We start from the raw sequence: 16009 nt of genomic DNA, 5'->3' as shown, positions 1-16009 counted from the left end.
GAGACTGGCCGCAGCGGCCCGCCGTCAGCGGACCGTGATGGCGTTCGCCGCGCGCGCTGATCAAGTCCTCGGCCACGGCCATCCCGCACCGGGCCGGGTGCGGGCGCGGAAGTGGCGACGCGAGGACGGCGGCCAGTACCCCGCAGAGATTGACGCGATGTGTGGACCGGGCTGGCAGCACGCCCCCGGTGAACTCGCAGAGCTGAGCCGCTACGCCCGCGAGGTCGGATGGCCGGGCTACGAATGGCGCTATGACCCGATGCGCAAACGGGTCACCGGAACCACGGCCACGCCGTGAGGGGGACGCACTGATGGAACATCAACGGTCCTGGGGACCATCGCACAACCCGGACCTACCGGGCGGCATCCAGCTCGGTAAGACCGGCGGCTACTGGTGGGCCATCGCGGCGGGCGCGGTCCTGACGATTCCGCTGCTGATCCGCACCACCACCGGTCAGAGCGCCGATGGCCAATCGGCCTGGCTGGTCATCGCCGTGATGGCCGCGGCCGCGGTCGCTGTCGGCGCAGGCGAAGCCCGCCGAGGACTGCGGTTCGCCTCCGGGCGCTGGGTGCTGTTCACGGTGGCCACCGTCGCGGTCCTCGCCTCAGCCTGGGGGATTCCCGCGGCGGCCTACCTGATCGGCTTCTACGGGTGGCCCCGCTATGCGGCGCACCGCCACCGCAGCAAAACCGCCACCAACGGCGCCGGCGGGCGGGCACGTTCTCAAAAGCGGTCAATATCAACGATTTTCAATCGGAAGGGACGAAGCATGGAGCAAGCCAGCGAACTGCTGCCAACGCATCCGGGCGGCTACTTCGGCACCAATGACCGCGGGCTGACGGTCACGGCATCACCGCGTGGTGCTGCCCTGGTGATCGGCCCGCCCGGCTCGGGTAAGACCCAAGGCGTGGTCATGCCGTCCGTGGCGTTCGCGCCCGCCGCGTGCGTCAGCACGTCGATGAAGGCCGAAATCCTGGCGGCCACGATGGCCGCCCGCCAGCAGCGCGGGCGGTGCTGGCTGTTCGATCCCGGAGGCGGGCCGCCACCGGCCGGGGTGATTGCCCTGCGGTGGAATCCGCTGTGCGACGTGACCGACTGGGACGCCGCCCGCTCGGTGGCCGCCCGCCTGACTGGTCCGGCACGCGGCGGCGCGGGCGCATCGCATGACGGAGACCACTGGGTGGACCGCGCCGAGACGTGGTTGTCGGTGCTCTTGTACGCCGCGAAGCTGTCCCAGCCCGGCGGCGACATCGCCGCCCTGGCCCGCTGGTGCATGTCGCCCACTGCGACCGGCCCCGAGGCCGAAGCCGTGCTCATCGTCGCCCAGGAGGACGGCATCGACGGCGCGGACATCGCCGCCACACTGCTGGATTCGATGCTCGCTGTCCCCGACAAGGAACGCGAGTCGATCGCCTCCACCCTGGCCCGAATCATGAACATTTACACGTCCTCGTCGGCGCTGCGGGCTGGAGTCGATCCCAATTTCGACGTGCACGCCTTCGTCCGCAGCACCGATACCGTCTACATCACCGCCCCCGTGGACCGGCAGCGCGATTACGCGCCGCTCATCGCCGGATTCTTGGAGTCGATCCGCCTGGCGCAGTATCACCGCCGCCAGGCCGTCGACCTCGGCACCGAAACCCAAGACGGGCCAGTCACTTTCGTCCTTGACGAGGCGGCAAATACCGCCCCGGTTCCGCTGCCCAACATCGTCTCGGAGGCGGGCGGCCAAGGCCTGCACCTGGTCGTGGCCTTCCAGGACCTCTCACAAGCACGGGCCCGTTGGGGCCGCGCCGCCGAGGGGTTTCTCACCCTGTTTCCCGAAAAGCTGATCTTGTCGGGAATGGCCGACCGCGACACGGCCGAGATGCTGTCCCGAATGTCCGGCGAGTATGACCGCATGACGATCGGGGTCAGCGCTCCCGGTCGCACCCGTAGCCGCCGCGGCGGCACCAGCCGATCCGAACCCGGCTACTCCTACAACAGTCACCGAACCGCGGTGCTCAGCGTCGCTGACATCACCGGCATCCCGCCAGGCCGCGGGCTGTACTGGTCGCCACAGGGTTGGGAACTACTCACCATCAGCCCGTGGTGGCAGCAGCGCAGTACCTACGGTCTTTAGGCTCCCGCCCGACCCCTGCGGGCTCGGTTGGGTCCGAAATGTCCTACCGCACAAGGAGAATCCGCACCATGCAGGCCCAAGCCCTGGAAACTCCCGACGACTATCACGACCTCATCGTGCACCTACTGCACAGCGGCGGGCCGCTGTGGGTACCGGGAGCCAAACCGCACGCGCGGAATCAGGCCGTCATGTTCGAGCCCGACGACTTGCCGACCACGCTGCGCCCGCACCCGACGAACCCGAAGCAGACACCCGTGCTGCGGGGCCAGATCGTTGGCGTAGCTTCGCGGCCGTACTGGTACGTGGCGCTCGCCCACCTGGCGCACGCCCGCGGCTGCGAACGGTGCGAGCCCGTATGGCGGGCCGCCGCCGAGCAGTGGGCCGACGTGCCCAACGACGGGGCACTCTTCGCGGCTATCGACGTGGGCAAGCCCGACGAGCCGCCGGGGGCGCTGCTGGTGCACATCGATGACATACCGGCCGACTTGGACGACGCGTGAGCGTCCTGGGCTATGCGCGCGTATCTACCGCGCACCAAACCACCGATATGCAAGTGCAGGCGTTGAACGCTGCTGGCGCAGAACGAGTGTGGACAGAAACCATGTCGGGAGGCCGCGACGACCGCCCCGAGCTGGCCGCGCTCCTAGACTACGCGCGCGCCGGTGACGTGCTCATGGTGTGGCGGCTCGACCGGCTCGGCCGGTCGCTGCCTCACCTGCTGAGTGTGGTCGAGGACCTGGACGCCCGCGGCGTCGAGCTGCGGTCCCTCACGGAGTCGATCGACACCACGACCGCGGGCGGCCGTCTGGTGTTCCACGTCTTCGCCGCAGTCGCCCAGTTCGAGCGCGCATTAGCGGCCGAGCGGTCGGCCGCCGGGGTGGCGGCCGCCAGGGCGGCCGGGCGTGTGCCGGGCCGCCCCAAGCTCGCCGCGTCGACCATCGAGGCGGTGCGCACGCTCGATCAGGCAGGCACTCCGCGCGCGAATATCGCTCGCTCTCTTGGTATCTCGCGATCCAGCGTCTACCGGGCCTTGGTGCCGTAGTTTTGGCCGGCCTTTTTCCTTCGGCCCTCCCCCGATCTTGGATTCTGCCGCGGGCGGGTGTGCTGTCAAGGCTCGGCCTCCGGCCGACCGCCGCGGCGGCTCCGGCCTTGACAGCACACCCGCGCAAGCGCGGACACTGCCTATATCGGGGAAGGGCAGCAGGTGAGCAGTACCGCGCCGCTCAACGGCGCGCTGGAGCGGTTCGGAGTGAGCTACGACGCGTAGGGCAGCGGCACCGCGCCGGGCATCGTTTCGGCGGGCCAGCGCCGCGGCCGGAAAATGCCTTCCGGCGGGCCGAGAGTGGACACCACCTCATCCCAGTCGCGGACCTGGGGGTTATCGCCCACCTGTTTCACCAGGTCGCACGCGATCATCAGGAACCGCACGTGTCGGTTGTTGGTGATCTCCGGTTCGGCGTCCTGATCCCAACTCCAATGCTGGTCCCACTCCTGGCCGGTGGCCTGGCAGATTCCTTCGGCCATCGCCCGAATTGCGCGCGCGACGAGGGGCTCCGCGGCCGCGGGCGGGTATTGGTGCTCGATGACGAGCCGGTCCCACCCGGTGACCTCGATGTCCTCGCCAACCTCGACGTTATCGGGGTGGTGAGTGCGGCTCATTTCGCAGATCAGCCCGCTTGGCGGCGGCTGAGCGGGCGTCCACCCGCCGTCCGCCATGTAGGCCCGGATGGAGCCGTGACCGGCCTCCTGGCTATAGACGAGGTACCAATGCCCGGCTTGCAGCTGCGGTTGTGACACGATATACCCTCCTAGCTGGGAAAATGTCGTGCTGTGGACGTTAGCCACCACCGCTGACAATCTCCACCACCAGAGGCCATTTCGGCATGAAAAAACCCGCCCCCAGTAGGGACGGGTGGTATGGCGTAATTATGCAACGCGGGTTGCGTCCACGCAATTCCCCCTCCCTTGTCGGGGTTGTCACCACGGCGGCGGCTTCTGCACACCGGCCGCCGGGTCGGGCAACTGGCACGCCTGGAAGTCAGCCGCGGTGAGCTGGTACCACCAGTGATTACCAACGCCGTCCGCTGGCGAGCCGCGCAGCTTGCCCGCAGTGTGACTGCGCGAAGGGTTGACCGTCCCGACCGGCACCCGATCGCGTGCGGTCTGCACCGGAAACTTCAGGTCGCTGTCATTGCTGATCACCACGGCCGCGTCGATGCGTTGTTCGAGCACGTCGAGCAGCAGATGTGCCGCCACGTTGACATCTGAGCCCTTCTCCTCGCGTCGAGCCACTGACACCATGAACACCGCGGCGGGGTCGTCCTGGCCGCCGCTGTCTTTGACCATCACCGGCCCGCCGGGGTGCGTCAGGACCGGGCGGCCATTGCGGTCCGGAGTGGCCAGCGGCCCCACCGAGACCCGATGCACGTAGTTGCCCAGTTCGATGCGGTCGGCTGTCTGGGAGCGGCGCAGCGCCCGCAAGTATGCGTCTTGCTCACGGTTGCCCACTGGGTTATCCGCCCCGGAGATGACCGCCGTGCAGTAGACGACGCGCTCAATGGTCGCGCCGGTCCACGTCGAATGATTGGACACGAGCCGCGCGGCCAGGGCGCGCACGTCGAGCCAGCGCCAGCCCGCCACGCCTTTCCCGCACAGACCGCGGCCGCCGTAGTAGAGATTGAAACCGTCGATGTACACACCTACTCGCATGGTCAGGGACGCTAGCGGGACGGGGTGCACGGACGCACGCACACGCGTGACCAGCGCAAAGCGTCAGCCCGGCTCGAAGTGGGAGCGGAAGCCTTCGAGCCAATCCGCGCGAGCCGGGCCGGTGAGATCAACCGGTGCCCACAGTTCGGCATCAGCGGGGCTGTCCGCGTCGCCGCTGGACACGCGCTCCTGAGCTTCCAGGTAACCAGCCACGTGCATGTCATCAGCCTGCGAGAACACGGCTTGAATCTCGGCCCGGTTCGCCTCAAAGTCGCGGTAGGCCGCGCGGCGCTGCTCGTCGGTGTCGTAATCGTCGCCGTAGCGATCTAGCCACGCTTGCCAGTGCTCGGCCGCGCTCATCTGGCTTCCGCTCCGCGGTCCCTCATCGCCCATATAAGCAGGATATCAGTATCTCAGTAGATCAGTAACTACGTTGAACGGCGTTCCCAGGTGCGGCAGCAGCATCCAGACCCAACCGAGCCCGGAGGGCTCGGGCGGGAGCCCATCGTGTGCCAAATCCCCTGTATCCGGCCCGACGATTCAGGCACACGGTTTTGACACACCCAGCGGCGAGCATTCCTGCACGTCGACTCCGCAAGGCCGCAGGTGTCGCAATACCGACCGATTTAGACACACACCGCACCAAGGGTCAGGCAACCGCGGCGGCCGGATTGAGCGGAGCGCCCGCCAGCCGCGACGCGTACAGCAGGTCCGCGCACCCCTCAGCCGAGGCGTACTCACGTGCACACCACACCACTTCGGCGGCGCGGGCCGTGCGAAATACCCGCTCCAAGGTTGTCGACTCACCGCCGAGGGGTGTGCCAGCTCGGGTCATCTCATAGTTGACGCAGGCCATGGCGAACGCCTGCCGCACGTCGGCCCAGTCCGAGGCAGTGACCGGATTGCCCCGGTCGAACGCCTCCATGACGCGCTCACAAGCCGGGTCAGTGAGATGCCCAGCGTTGGCCGCCATCAGCATGTGCCGTACTGCCACCTGCAACCGCTGCTGCTCGCTGAACATGCTGGCTTGCTGCCACTCCCAGGGCATTACGGCCGCGCAGCGGTGCTGTCCTTCATCACCGACCGCCGCGGCCGCGCCGATCGTTCGAGGGTCCACGCTGACCGCGCGTGCGCCGACTGTTGCGGCCCAGTCCATCACCCTGGCCATCGGCACCGACGCGGCGAAGGCCAGCACGCGGCCGCCCGGTGCGGCACTGTCGCGCAGTTCGGCGTGACGTGCCAACACGTTCAGCGGATCAGCACCCCCCGCGGCCGCGGCATCGTCCCAGAGCTGACGCCCCACTACCGGGTCCGTCACGGCCAGGCGCACATCATCAGGCACCCGAACACCCCGCGGGATATACGACGGTCCCTCGCTGGTGGCCAGCCACGCTGTGACTCCCCCGGTGCGCTCGGCAATCACCGTCACCGCCCAGACAAATCCTTGTGATGACCCGTATCCGGCGTGGCGGGTCTGAGCGATCACCGTCTCCAGGATGGATCGCGCGGCGTCGGCGGCCTGGCCGAAAAGCACGTCGCCGGTCGCGCCGTCGACTCCGACGGTTCGTACTTGCGACATCGGCATCATGACCGGCGCTGCATTGGCGCCAGGCCCACCCGGTGATGCGCCGCCGAGATGGGCGGTTGCCGCTGGCCCCTGCTGCGGGGTGCCCGGTATCCCCGGACCCGCGCTGGCCGCTGCTGCGGCCGGTGACGGGGCGGGCGGCAATCCGCCGGCCACCGGGGCGGCCGGTGCCGACGTGGGCGGCAGCATGGCCAGTGGTGCAGACCCAGCGGGCGCGGCGGTTCCCACCGGGCCAGGCGGAGGCGGGGACGCCGGTTGCGGTGCATTGGTGGCGCTCTGTGCGATCTGTGGCCCGACATTGCCCGCGGTGTTCAGCGCGTTGGCAGTGGCCGCCACCGCGCCCGTGCCCATCCGTGCAGAGGTCTCCGCGATCCCCGCGCCGGTCGAGGCTCCACTGAGCGCCCGACCCACGCTCGACGTGGCGGTCCCGTTCCCCGCGCCCGAGCTGGCACCACTTCCCGGCTGGGCGGCCGGTGTACCCGTACCCGACACCCCGGATGGCGACCCCGACGACGCGGGCGCACCCGAGGACGCAGGCGACCCCGCCGACGAGGACATCGGCCGCATAGCCGACCCAAACACAGACGCCGGGCTCCCCGCACCCGACGAGCTGCCCCCGCCGGTCGAAGGCGCAGACGCAGCGGGTGGCACCCCGGACGTCCCGGCTCTACCTGGCTCACCGTGGGAACCCGCCGTGTCCGCGTCCCTCGCCTTAACCTCTTCGGGGAATCGGTTGGAGTCTTGCGCCGCTCTGGACAGCGTTGGCTCATCCGCTTGGCGCGTACCTGGCATCCGGTCGCTGAGCGGTTCGGTGCCCTCTTTGAATGTGTCGTAGTTGGCCGACTGGATACCACTGCCGCCAGGGGTCGATGGTGCGGGCATCGCGGGTGCAGAGGGCAACTCAGCTCCATTGCCCCAATTCAGTGGGCTAGCTTCGCCCGTGCCGGTCGCCTCTGTGCCGCCCAGTTTTGTATTGAGCGCGGCGATTTCGGCTGCGCCGGTCGCGGCCTCGCCGGTGACTTCGGTCTGTGCTTGAGTGATCGCGGCAGTGATCCGGCCTTCGAGTTCGGCTGTGAGCTGGCTGGCGCGTATCCCGTCCAGCGCCGCCGTGGCGGCGTCAATCTGCGGCTCAAGCTCGTTCTTGGCGGCGGTGATCGCCGTTTCCGCGGCGTCCACACTTTCCGCCATTCGCAGCTTTATTGCCCAGATACGCGTAGCCACCCTCTCGGCCACGGTGCTGGCGTCGCTATACGTCCGGTATCGGCTCTCCAGCGTCGCGGTGCTGACCCGGACCAGTCTCGTGGCGGCCTCGATGAACGCCCCCGCCTGGTCGGTGGTCGCGACAAGGCGCAGAATGTCCTGCTGCGCACCATCTTCCTGAAAGAGTCGGATGGCCTCGCTCTTGATTGCGGAAGCGAAGCCGTGCCAAGCCGATTCGGATTGCAGCGGCCACAGAGTCCCTAGAATCACGTCCGCATGCGGCGAGGTTGGCCGCGGGATATCGCCGCCACCAACCACACTCACCGCGGGGCCAACCTTTCACACAGAACGTCCAGCGCGTTCGCAACGCTCTTGACGACCGCATATCCGTTGCCGCTGGCCTCGTCAAATCCCTTTGTGGTTGTGGATAGGGCCTGAAGTGCGCCGACCGCGGCGGCCGCGGTCTGGTCGAGCATCGGCGTGGTCCCGTTGGGAGTTCCTGCCGCGAGTCTGTCGGCGGCTTGGCCGTACAAGTCACCGGCCTTGATAACTCCCGCCTTCCACGCAGGGTTGTCCTGGACAGCGGGGTCCACGATCGTCATTCCGGGCGGGATGACGGACTGAGCCTCCGACGCGCCGCGGATCAGCGTCCCGGCTGAAACCCATGCCTGGCAGGTGGTGCGGTCAGCGGTGGCCGCTGGGACCGGGGTGGGGCTGTTGGGGGTCGGCGGTTGGGCGGTGACGGTAACTGTGGATGCGGTGGCAGCAGTTGCGGCGCTGTCGCGGCCGGTGTTGTTCGCGGTGATGATGCTGGCGAGGGTGGCGGCTACGGCCGCGCTGATGACGGCCGCGGTGGCGGTGGCCGCCCATCGGCGGCGGGGCCGCGGTGCGGGCGGATACGGTGCCTGCGGCGGCCAGGCGGGATAGGTCGGCGGCGGGGCGGGGTCAGTCATGCTGCGTCAGACCGTCCAGACCTTGCCGGTGGCTGAGCCGGGCGCGACGGTTGGCATGGGGAATTGACTGGCCGCGGTGATGTTGTCAGCGTTCTCCTGGTCTTGCTGTACAAGCTCAGGCGGCGACTCTGACAGGGCCGCAGTCTGTTTCGTTACGGCAGCCACATCGGCGGTGTCCGCGGCGGCGAGTGATGCCTGAATGGTGGTGGCCGACAGCCGCGGCGGCCGCGTCTACGGGTGATCCTGCGGCCGCGGGTGGCGGTGACGCGATGGTGACGGGTGCTCTGGCGGCCTGTGTGGCCGTGGAGTCGGTCGCTGCGGCCGCCAAGTTCTCGGGGCGAATCTTCATCCGGTCAGTGGTCATGGCTTGGTTTCCCCCTCGTGCCAGTACTCCGGTAAGTGCTCTTGAATGATGATCGTGTCTGCTCCCGTGACGATTGGCTGTCCGGCGTCGATCGCGGAGCGCACCCGCTCGACGGAGTAATACAGCTTGTATGTCGAATCATCGGCGGCAGACCATGTTTCACCGATGCGGCCGCGATACCAGCCGCGCCAGTTTTCGGTGTCACCCCCAGCGGCCAACCCTGCTCGGTAGGACGCTTCGACGGCGTCGAGGGCGCGCGCTTCCAGTACAGCGTCCAGGCGGGCGGCGTTCGGCCTATCGCCCTCAGGAATCGTCATGTCGCTAAGCCATCGCTTGGTGCGGAACTGGTGGCGCTGGAGGGCTCGCGCGTCATCGCGCCAGGCAGACAGCGCCCGCCGCCAGTCACCTCCTGCGGCGTGGGGTTCCCAGACCGAGGCCGGGGCGGTGGCCACCTCGTAGATGGCCAGGGCGTCGGCGTCGAGCAGCGCCGGGTCTGTCGGTCGAGGGAATCCGGCGGCGTAGTGCGATTCCGGGCTTAGTGTGTCGCGCCAGTCGGGGTCCAGTAGTCCTAAACGGGCGTTCATCAGCACAAGGCCCCACACTGAGCCGGTGGTCCGGTAGTGCTGCCATGAAGCCCGCCACTGCTGCTGGTTGGCCCGCAGCTCCACGACCTGCGCCTGATAGCGCCGCCAGAGACCGTCAAAGGTGCCGCGCAGCTCGTTGGCCGAGTTGTCGCCGTCGAAGTCGTCGGGAGTTCCCATCGGCTCGTCTCTATCTGCCTACTGGCAACGCAAGGGCGGAGGAGCCCGGAAACCGTCAGGAGTGGGCCGGTCCTCGCCGAGAGGCGGCGACGCGTGTTCGGCCGCGGCTTCAAGCGCCTTGCTCACACCCCCGTACGGTCCGCAGTCGATCGGGGTGGGCTGCGGCGCGGGGTCGGCGGCCGCGACCGGTGCGCAGACGAGCCCCGTCGCGACGGCCAGCGCAGCGGCCGCGACGCGTGATGAAGTCCTCATAGCGTTGATTGTCCCTCCGTTGTGCGACATCTGGTCTAATCGCGATTTGCCGCGATGGCCTGGGTGACTTCCTCGGCTAGCTCCTCATCACTGAGCAGGCGATCAACGAGCGCGGCCAACACTTCCTGTCCCGTGACGCGGGCCAGCCCTAGCCGCTCGGCCACCGTGCTTTGCCATCCGTCGAGTGCTCGGTGAGCAGTCGGGGTGAGGTCGACGGTGCGGCGCACGTTCTTTTGCCGCACCGCTGCCCCACCAGACGGCCGCGCGGGCGGCGCGGGGTTGTCCTTCGCGGGCGGTTCCTCGGCAGCCGACGATTTGGCCGGCGTTTTCTGCCGCAGCCGTTCGGCGTTGGCCTTGATCTTGTCCGCAGCGGTCGCCACCTTCTCGTCCCTCCTGGTCAGAGCATCTATCAGTAACTCAGTATATCCGTATTTACTCGGTGGTGACGCCGAGTAGTTCGGCGGCGATGTCGCCGTAGGCGGTGGCGGCTGCGTGGGTGATCGGCAGGCCGAATGCTTGGGCGTAGCGCTCCAAGCGGCCCACGGTCGGCCCCAGGACGCGCACGCCGTCGCTGCCCAGCATTTGCCGGTAGACGTCGGTGCTGGCGGCGTTGGGCACGGTGCGGGTAAGCACCACGGCGAGCTGTGGCGGGTCGTCGGCAGCCAGGGCGGCCGCGTCGTCAACCAGCTCGCGGATGGCGGGCACCCGCGCGTACTCCATCCCTGTGGGTGCCATCGGGACCAGGACGTGGGTGGCCAGTCGGATGGCCGAGGCGACGACGCCCCGGCGTTCCTTCATCGGTGGTGTGTCGATCACTACGGCGTCGTAGCGGTCGCCTGCGACACCGGGCAGCTTGCGGTGCAGATCGGTGACCGGCATACCGATTACCGGGATGTTCCACTCCCCTGCTTCCGACCAGGACAGCAGCGATTCGTTTTCGCCGTCCGCGTCGACCCCGAGCACGGAAAGGCCAGATTCGGCCAGGGCGTGCAGGATGAACGCCGCAGTGGTGGTTTTGGTGGACCCGCCTTTGAGGTTGGCCACCACGATCGTCAGAACTGGCGACATCAGACTTTACTCCGCTTTCAGTAGATACGGACTTACGGAGACACGCAGATCAGTAACTCCGTACATGATGGCACGCGAGCGGTCGGACCGCACGCTGATACGCGAATGCGTATCTACTGATGTACTGACTTACGGACTCTAGGTTAAGACGAATCTTGATTCCGTCGGCGTGTCTGCAATCAGATTTTGGCGCTACTGGGGCAGTGTCATCCGACATGGGACAGCCACACAAGGGCGATCGCCTGCTTTTGCAGTCACCGCGCGATACACCGCCGGAACTTCGTGCGGCAGTGCACCGATGCGCCACGGCGGCGGGACTGTCCATTTCCCAGTACCTCGCTGATGTGCTGGCCGTCCACGTGGGTCGCCGCGACCTTGTTCGAGACCTTGGACAACGCGAGGGCCTAGAGCTGGACACCAGCCCAGCCGCCAGTACTCGGCCGATGCCGAGGTCACCCGTTCTACAAACGCGGCCGCCGCGGCCCGTATGGGAGGCGGTGCACGCACTCGCGTCGGCTCACAGCGTGACGGCCGCCCAGTACCTCGCTGACGTGGCAGCGGTCCAGGTTGGCCGCCCCGATCTGGTTCGACGCTGCGATAAGGGGGAGGGGTTGCCGCTGGCGATGTAGACACCGCGGCCCTGGTGTAAGTCCGGGGCGGACGCAACAAGTCAATAGCGGTGCGGATCACCTGCTGATACGACGAAGGCCCCCGAAGGGGCCTCGTCTGAGGTTTCGACCTGAGGGCCAACTCAGGTCTGGGTCCGCACCCGGTGCCCCTGAAAGGGACGTGTCTTGCTGGACTCGTCTCACGGTAGCGCACACCCTGAATCAGATACACAGCAACGCGCTATCTGTGATCCAAAACGTGACTATTTCTCCGCCCAACGGGCGGATTCTTCAGCGCGGCCAGGAACGGCGTTCACCGCCGCGGCCGCGCCGTCGTCGGTGGCCCGCGCGAAGCGCGCCACCGTGTGGCGCGGCTGGGTGGTGCAGGCTGGCGCGGCTGCGCCGCGCGCGCCGATGTGGACTAGCCGTGCGGGCTGGCTGTCGGCGTTGAGCCAGTGGGCGAATGGCGCGGGTTTCGCGACGGCCAAGGAGTCGGCCGGGGTGAAGATGGAAGCTCCCACGGTGCTGGCGGTGGCGGCGGTGATGGCCGAGTACGCCGACCATGCGACGGGCCGCCATGTGGCCATCACGCGCGCGACGATCGCGGAGCGGGTGGGTTGTGACGTGCGGACGGTTACGGCGGCCTGGCGGCTGTTGCGGACCGCGGGGTGGGCTGTCGAGGCGCAGCGGGGCCACGGTTCGCCGGGCACTCCGCGGGTTGGCCGGCGGCCTTCGGTGTATCACTTGGTGCCGCGTAAGGCTGTGGCGCCTGTGCACGGTTTCCACCTACCGCCATCCCTACGGGATAGGCGGTTATCTCTCGTTGGTAATGACTCACCAAGCACGCCCAGGCGTGCCGAAAAATGCTCAGCCTCATTGAGCAAACGCCACCCGCGGCGCGCCGAGGCGCGCCCGCTGGCGGTGCAGCGATTGGCGGCTGAGCTGGTGGCCCGATCGCATGGCCTGGACCGCGGCCATATCGGGGCGGTGTGCGATGCGATCACGGCCGCGGGGATTGATCCTGTGGTGTGGTCTGCGCGGTCCATTACCGAGGCGTTGAACGCCGATATGCGGGCGCGCGGGTGGTCGTGGCCGGATCGTGTGGAGCGTCCTGGCGCGTTCTTGGCGCACCGCCTGCGGCGGCTTGAGTGGCGGCCCGAGGGGCCGCCGAAAAGCGGCGGCGTTGCCGCCGCAAGCCGGGACGAGGGGAGGGGGTTGGCTGGCGACGTACGCCCGCCGATGACTGGCGCACAGCGGGAGCGGATCGCGGCGGCGCGGGCGGAAATTCGGGCGGTATTGGCGGCCCGCAGGGGCGGCGGTGAGCGTGAGCGCCAGGGCGATGACGAGCGCCGGTTACGGGGTGCGTTTGGCCCGTCGTTGACGGGTGCGCGGGGCGGTGAAACCCAACTGTTTGAGTTGGGCGGCGGTGAAGAATCCGCGGGCTCTGATGGTGCGGTATTCGGTGGCGTAGGCCCGGAGTTCGGCGTCGGCTTCGGCGCGCAGCTGCGCTGCGCGGTCGCGGTGGTTGGTGAGTCGGTCGAGGGCGGCGGTGGCCTCGGTGCGTAGTTCTGACAGTGCCGCTTCGATGCGTTCCCGGTCCGGCTCGGTCATGGCTGCCGATGGTAGCCGCCGGTCCCGGGGGGTGGGCGGCGGCGCACTGCGTGCTTGCCGGATGCACACCTGCGGTGTGCGGGAGCGGCGCAGCGCTCCCAGGCGGAACGGCCCGCGGGCGGCCCTGCCGGGGGTGTCTCGCACTCGCTGGCGCTCGCGCATTCGCCGCCCCCCGTCCGTGCCGCTTTGTGCGGGCCGTTCCTTCCACTCCGTGAGAGGGGACGGACTCACCCTGTCAACAACTCTCAGGGCCGTCCCCTCTCACTACGTAGCAAGGTATGCAAAACCTATATCGGCTGCGCCTCATAGCTTTCGCCCTTGCCCGCTTCGCGGGGGCGGCATAAATGCCGCTGCACGACGGTGGTCGTGTGTACGCTGATCAGCGTGGAAGCGGTCGCAGATTCGCCGCCCTTGACAGGGCGGACGACTGCGCTGGTGTGGGGGCCGGTGGCCGCCCACTGGCGCGGGGGAGAGGGCGGCACCGCTGGCGCGGTGCTCGCCGCGGCGTTGGCGGCGCTCGATGCGCCGGGTTTTCGGCGGCCGATTCCGTCGCCGTCACCAGCTGAGGTCGCCGCGCTGGCGCGCGCCGGTACGGCGCTGAATGAAGCGGTGCGGCAGCGGTACATGCGGGGTCCGGCTGCGGGGTCGGTCGCCGCGGCGGCGGGGAAGGTGGCGGCGGCCGCGGAGCGGCTTGGACACGACCAGCCGCGCGGGGCCAAGGAGCCGGTGTTGTGTGTGGGCAAGCGGGATCGGCTGGTGTTCTTGAGGCTGGACCCGCGGTTGCACGCCGCCATGCGGGACGCGGCGCGGCTGAACGGCATGGGCTTCGGGGCGTGGGTGCGGGACAGTGTGGCGGCCGCGGTTGAGGAGCACCAGGCGCGGCGGCCGACCGGGGAAACCGGCGAGGCGCGCACCGTTGCCGGCCGAATTGCTGGGCTGCTGGTGCAGGCCGGTGACGTGGCCGCCGACCGCGCCGAGGCGGCCGCGGTGGCGGCCGCTGATGACGCCCTGGCCGCCGCGGCGGCGCGGTTGAGTCGGTGGGGGTCGCGGCGGTGATCATCAAGCGCACCCGCGGGGTGCATGCCGGTAAGGCGCTGGCCTATGACTACGGGCCGGGGCGGGCAATGGAGCACCACAGTCCCCGCCGTGTCGCGGGCACGGTGGCGGGCCGGGACTGGCGGGCGCGTGCCCGGACGATGCAGGCCAAGATTCGCGATGACGGCGACAACGTGTCAGGCAAGCGGGGCCGGGTGATCCGGCTGGCGGTGGCCGCCGCGCCCGAGGATCGGGTGTTGTCGGATCGGGATTGGTCGACGATCGCGCGGCGGGTGGTGGGGGAGTTCACCGGCAACGCCGAAGGCTATGCGTGGGAAGCGGTGCGCCACGATCCGCGCCACATTCACATCACCTTGTTGCAGCGCGGCCATGACGGCCGCCTGCTGTCCGAGAGCCACGACTACCGCCGATTCGGGCGGATCAGTGACGGCATCGAACGGGACTACGAGCTGACCCGGTTGGAGCGCGGCGCGAAGCGGAACCGTGCGGCTGCCCGCACTCCTAAGCGGGCCGCGCCCGATCGTCAGCCACCGCGGCGGCGTGAGACACGCGCGCCAACCCGCGCCAGTGCCGCGCCAAGCCGTGAGGAGCGGATGGCGGCAGCGCTCGAGGAAGCCCAGCACCGCGAGCAAGCCCGCCAGCAGCGGCGGGCGCGCGACGCTCGAGAACGCGGGGGGCGTGAACGGTGATCCCTTCACGGTGTCGCGCCCGCCGTTTAGCGTCACGTCACACCTACATCGATGATGAAAGGACGCCACCCACATGGACGAAGAACTGACGTTCACGGTTCCGGTTCCGCGCGACCGGAACGGGCGCGTCCTGCTGTCAGACGCCCAGTGGAGTGCGCGGCTTGACGAGGCGACGGAACAGGCCACTCAGGATCGCGGTGGGGTTGAGGGCTGGACCGGCACCCGAGTGATGGGCAGTGACGAGCACGGCAACGCTGTTGTTTCTATGCGCCGACGCCGACCAGGGGAGCGGCCGCTACCGGCCGGTCCTATTGGTCCGCGCTTGCCAGGCGGTCGATCTGAGACCGAGCGGGCACCGAAAGAGCAGCAGCCGACCGTGCAGCAGCGTGACCAACGGTCCGCCGCGGCCCGCGCCGAAGCCGCCCGCCGCCAGGAGCAGCGCCAGCAGGCCCGCGAGCAGCAGCGGGGCGGGCAAGGGCGCGACCGATGAGCACCGAGACCGACGACACCATTACCGACACTGACCGGCTGTGGATCGCGCTGGCGGTGGCCGTTCTGGCTGTCGCGGCTTGGGCGAACCGTTCTGCGGTCCTGGCCGCCGCGGTCCCGTACGGGCTGGCTGAACCCAACCGAACCCCTTTTCACGGCGACCCGTTCAACCCGGAAGCCGTCACGGGCTGGCGGCCCGCGCAGGGTTGGCATCTCACTACCGCCGGGTGGATCGCCGCCGCGATCCTCGCGGCCGGGGTGGTCGGCCTCGCCGTGTGTGTGATCGTCGCAGCGGCCTGGGTGCGCTGGTGGCGCAGAGGCGGGGTCGACGCGGTGCCGATCATCCCTGCCAGCGCCGCGGCCGCGGTCTTGGGCGCTGCGACCTTCGGTCTCGTGCTGATCCTTGCCTCCCGGCTGTGGCTAGCGGGAGTCATCGCCGCGGCGGTGGCCGTGCTCGCGTGGCCGAGACTGGCCGCAGCGGCCCGCCGTCAGCGGACCGTGATGGCGTTCGCCGCGCGCGCTGATCAAGTCCTCGGCCACG

General features: G+C 68.9%; 19 protein-coding genes. 8 read left to right on the top strand and 11 right to left on the bottom strand.

Features of this window, described 5'->3' with window-relative positions; translation table 11 throughout:
* From AWC12_RS31125 to AWC12_RS18360, 4 genes are all read left to right on the top strand, one after another.
* Window positions 1–298 (top strand): hypothetical protein (locus tag AWC12_RS31125; RefSeq protein WP_165762828.1); only part of this gene is annotated, 298 nt, incomplete at its 5' end.
* A gap of 13 nt (window positions 299–311) precedes the next feature.
* Window positions 312–2123: a type IV secretory system conjugative DNA transfer family protein gene (locus AWC12_RS18370; RefSeq protein ID WP_165762827.1), complete on the top strand. Its 1812-nt coding sequence runs from the start codon at window positions 312–314 to the stop codon at window positions 2121–2123.
* A gap of 68 nt (window positions 2124–2191) precedes the next feature.
* Window positions 2192–2623, top strand: coding sequence for a hypothetical protein (locus tag AWC12_RS18365; RefSeq protein WP_085176084.1), 432 nt, complete (start codon window positions 2192–2194; stop codon window positions 2621–2623).
* Entirely contained in the window at window positions 2620–3165 is a 546-nt protein-coding gene (locus AWC12_RS18360) for a recombinase family protein (RefSeq protein WP_085176082.1), read from the top strand. Before AWC12_RS18365 ends, AWC12_RS18360 begins: the two co-directional genes overlap by 4 nt.
* A gap of 212 nt (window positions 3166–3377) precedes the next feature.
* Here AWC12_RS18360 and AWC12_RS18355 read toward each other — a convergent pair whose 3' ends face one another.
* The 11 genes from AWC12_RS18355 to AWC12_RS18300 form a co-directional block, all read right to left on the bottom strand.
* Complete coding sequence (locus AWC12_RS18355) at window positions 3378–3920, bottom strand: hypothetical protein (RefSeq protein WP_133057354.1); 543 nt, start codon at window positions 3918–3920, stop codon at window positions 3378–3380.
* A gap of 180 nt (window positions 3921–4100) precedes the next feature.
* Window positions 4101–4832: an NYN domain-containing protein gene (locus AWC12_RS18350; protein WP_085176095.1), complete on the bottom strand. Its 732-nt coding sequence runs from the start codon at window positions 4830–4832 to the stop codon at window positions 4101–4103.
* A 63-nt stretch (window positions 4833–4895) separates the two neighbouring features.
* Window positions 4896–5192: a hypothetical protein gene (locus AWC12_RS18345; RefSeq protein ID WP_110808681.1), complete on the bottom strand. Its 297-nt coding sequence runs from the start codon at window positions 5190–5192 to the stop codon at window positions 4896–4898.
* A 289-nt stretch (window positions 5193–5481) separates the two neighbouring features.
* Window positions 5482–7887, bottom strand: a complete 2406-nt coding sequence (locus AWC12_RS18340; protein WP_085176077.1) for an EspK C-terminal domain-containing protein — start codon at window positions 7885–7887, stop codon at window positions 5482–5484.
* 50 nt (window positions 7888–7937) lie between these two features.
* Window positions 7938–8570, bottom strand: coding sequence for a hypothetical protein (locus AWC12_RS18335; protein WP_085176075.1), 633 nt, complete (start codon window positions 8568–8570; stop codon window positions 7938–7940).
* A 360-nt stretch (window positions 8571–8930) separates the two neighbouring features.
* Window positions 8931–9695, bottom strand: a complete 765-nt coding sequence (locus AWC12_RS18330) for a hypothetical protein (RefSeq protein ID WP_085176073.1) — start codon at window positions 9693–9695, stop codon at window positions 8931–8933.
* Window positions 9696–9713: 18 nt separating this feature from the next.
* The gene (locus tag AWC12_RS30845; protein WP_133057353.1) at window positions 9714–9947 is read right to left on the bottom strand and encodes a hypothetical protein; all 234 of its coding nucleotides are present in this window, start codon (window positions 9945–9947) and stop codon (window positions 9714–9716) included.
* Between the two features lie 35 nt (window positions 9948–9982).
* Window positions 9983–10327 (bottom strand): hypothetical protein, encoded by a 345-nt coding sequence (locus AWC12_RS31660; protein WP_234814077.1) that lies wholly within the window; start codon window positions 10325–10327, stop codon window positions 9983–9985.
* A 52-nt stretch (window positions 10328–10379) separates the two neighbouring features.
* Entirely contained in the window at window positions 10380–11015 is a 636-nt protein-coding gene (locus AWC12_RS18320) for an AAA family ATPase (RefSeq protein ID WP_061265536.1), read from the bottom strand.
* A gap of 871 nt (window positions 11016–11886) precedes the next feature.
* Window positions 11887–12213 (bottom strand): hypothetical protein, encoded by a 327-nt coding sequence (locus AWC12_RS18305; protein WP_131809138.1) that lies wholly within the window; start codon window positions 12211–12213, stop codon window positions 11887–11889.
* Window positions 12214–12976: 763 nt separating this feature from the next.
* Window positions 12977–13234, bottom strand: a complete 258-nt coding sequence (locus AWC12_RS18300; protein WP_085176071.1) for a hypothetical protein — start codon at window positions 13232–13234, stop codon at window positions 12977–12979.
* A 384-nt stretch (window positions 13235–13618) separates the two neighbouring features.
* On the opposite strand from AWC12_RS18300, the gene AWC12_RS31925 reads away from it, so the two are divergent.
* From AWC12_RS31925 to AWC12_RS18280, 4 genes are all read left to right on the top strand, one after another.
* Window positions 13619–14290, top strand: a complete 672-nt coding sequence (locus tag AWC12_RS31925; RefSeq protein ID WP_165762826.1) for a hypothetical protein — start codon at window positions 13619–13621, stop codon at window positions 14288–14290.
* Window positions 14287–14979, top strand: a complete 693-nt coding sequence (locus AWC12_RS18290) for a relaxase/mobilization nuclease domain-containing protein (protein ID WP_133057352.1) — start codon at window positions 14287–14289, stop codon at window positions 14977–14979. The genes AWC12_RS31925 and AWC12_RS18290 overlap by 4 nt, the downstream gene beginning before the upstream one ends.
* A 73-nt stretch (window positions 14980–15052) precedes the next feature.
* Window positions 15053–15469: a hypothetical protein gene (locus tag AWC12_RS30840; protein WP_133057351.1), complete on the top strand. Its 417-nt coding sequence runs from the start codon at window positions 15053–15055 to the stop codon at window positions 15467–15469.
* Window positions 15466–16009 (top strand): hypothetical protein (locus AWC12_RS18280; protein WP_207576455.1); only part of this gene is annotated, 544 nt, incomplete at its 3' end. The genes AWC12_RS30840 and AWC12_RS18280, both read left to right, overlap by 4 nt.

Source organism: Mycolicibacterium iranicum (assembly GCF_002101705.1).
In the GTDB taxonomy this organism is placed as follows: Bacteria; Actinomycetota; Actinomycetes; order Mycobacteriales; family Mycobacteriaceae; genus Mycobacterium; species Mycobacterium iranicum.
This window is presented reverse-complemented; position numbering and strand designations above follow the sequence as displayed.

Excerpts from the sequence above, each read along its gene's own strand:
- AWC12_RS18370 (WP_165762827.1), top strand. The coding sequence starts at position 312 with ATGGAACATCAACGGTCCTGGGGACCATCGCACAACCCGGACCTACCG.
- AWC12_RS18365 (WP_085176084.1), top strand. The coding sequence starts at position 2,192 with ATGCAGGCCCAAGCCCTGGAAACTCCCGACGACTATCACGACCTCATC.
- AWC12_RS18350 (WP_085176095.1), bottom strand. The coding sequence starts at position 4,832 with ATGCGAGTAGGTGTGTACATCGACGGTTTCAATCTCTACTACGGCGGC.
- AWC12_RS18345 (WP_110808681.1), bottom strand. The coding sequence starts at position 5,192 with ATGAGCGCGGCCGAGCACTGGCAAGCGTGGCTAGATCGCTACGGCGAC.
- AWC12_RS18335 (WP_085176075.1), bottom strand. The coding sequence starts at position 8,570 with ATGACTGACCCCGCCCCGCCGCCGACCTATCCCGCCTGGCCGCCGCAG.
- AWC12_RS18330 (WP_085176073.1), bottom strand. The coding sequence starts at position 9,695 with ATGGGAACTCCCGACGACTTCGACGGCGACAACTCGGCCAACGAGCTG.
- AWC12_RS30845 (WP_133057353.1), bottom strand. The coding sequence starts at position 9,947 with ATGAGGACTTCATCACGCGTCGCGGCCGCTGCGCTGGCCGTCGCGACG.
- AWC12_RS18320 (WP_061265536.1), bottom strand. The coding sequence starts at position 11,015 with ATGTCGCCAGTTCTGACGATCGTGGTGGCCAACCTCAAAGGCGGGTCC.
- AWC12_RS18300 (WP_085176071.1), bottom strand. The coding sequence starts at position 13,234 with ATGACCGAGCCGGACCGGGAACGCATCGAAGCGGCACTGTCAGAACTA.
- AWC12_RS30840 (WP_133057351.1), top strand. The coding sequence starts at position 15,053 with ATGGACGAAGAACTGACGTTCACGGTTCCGGTTCCGCGCGACCGGAAC.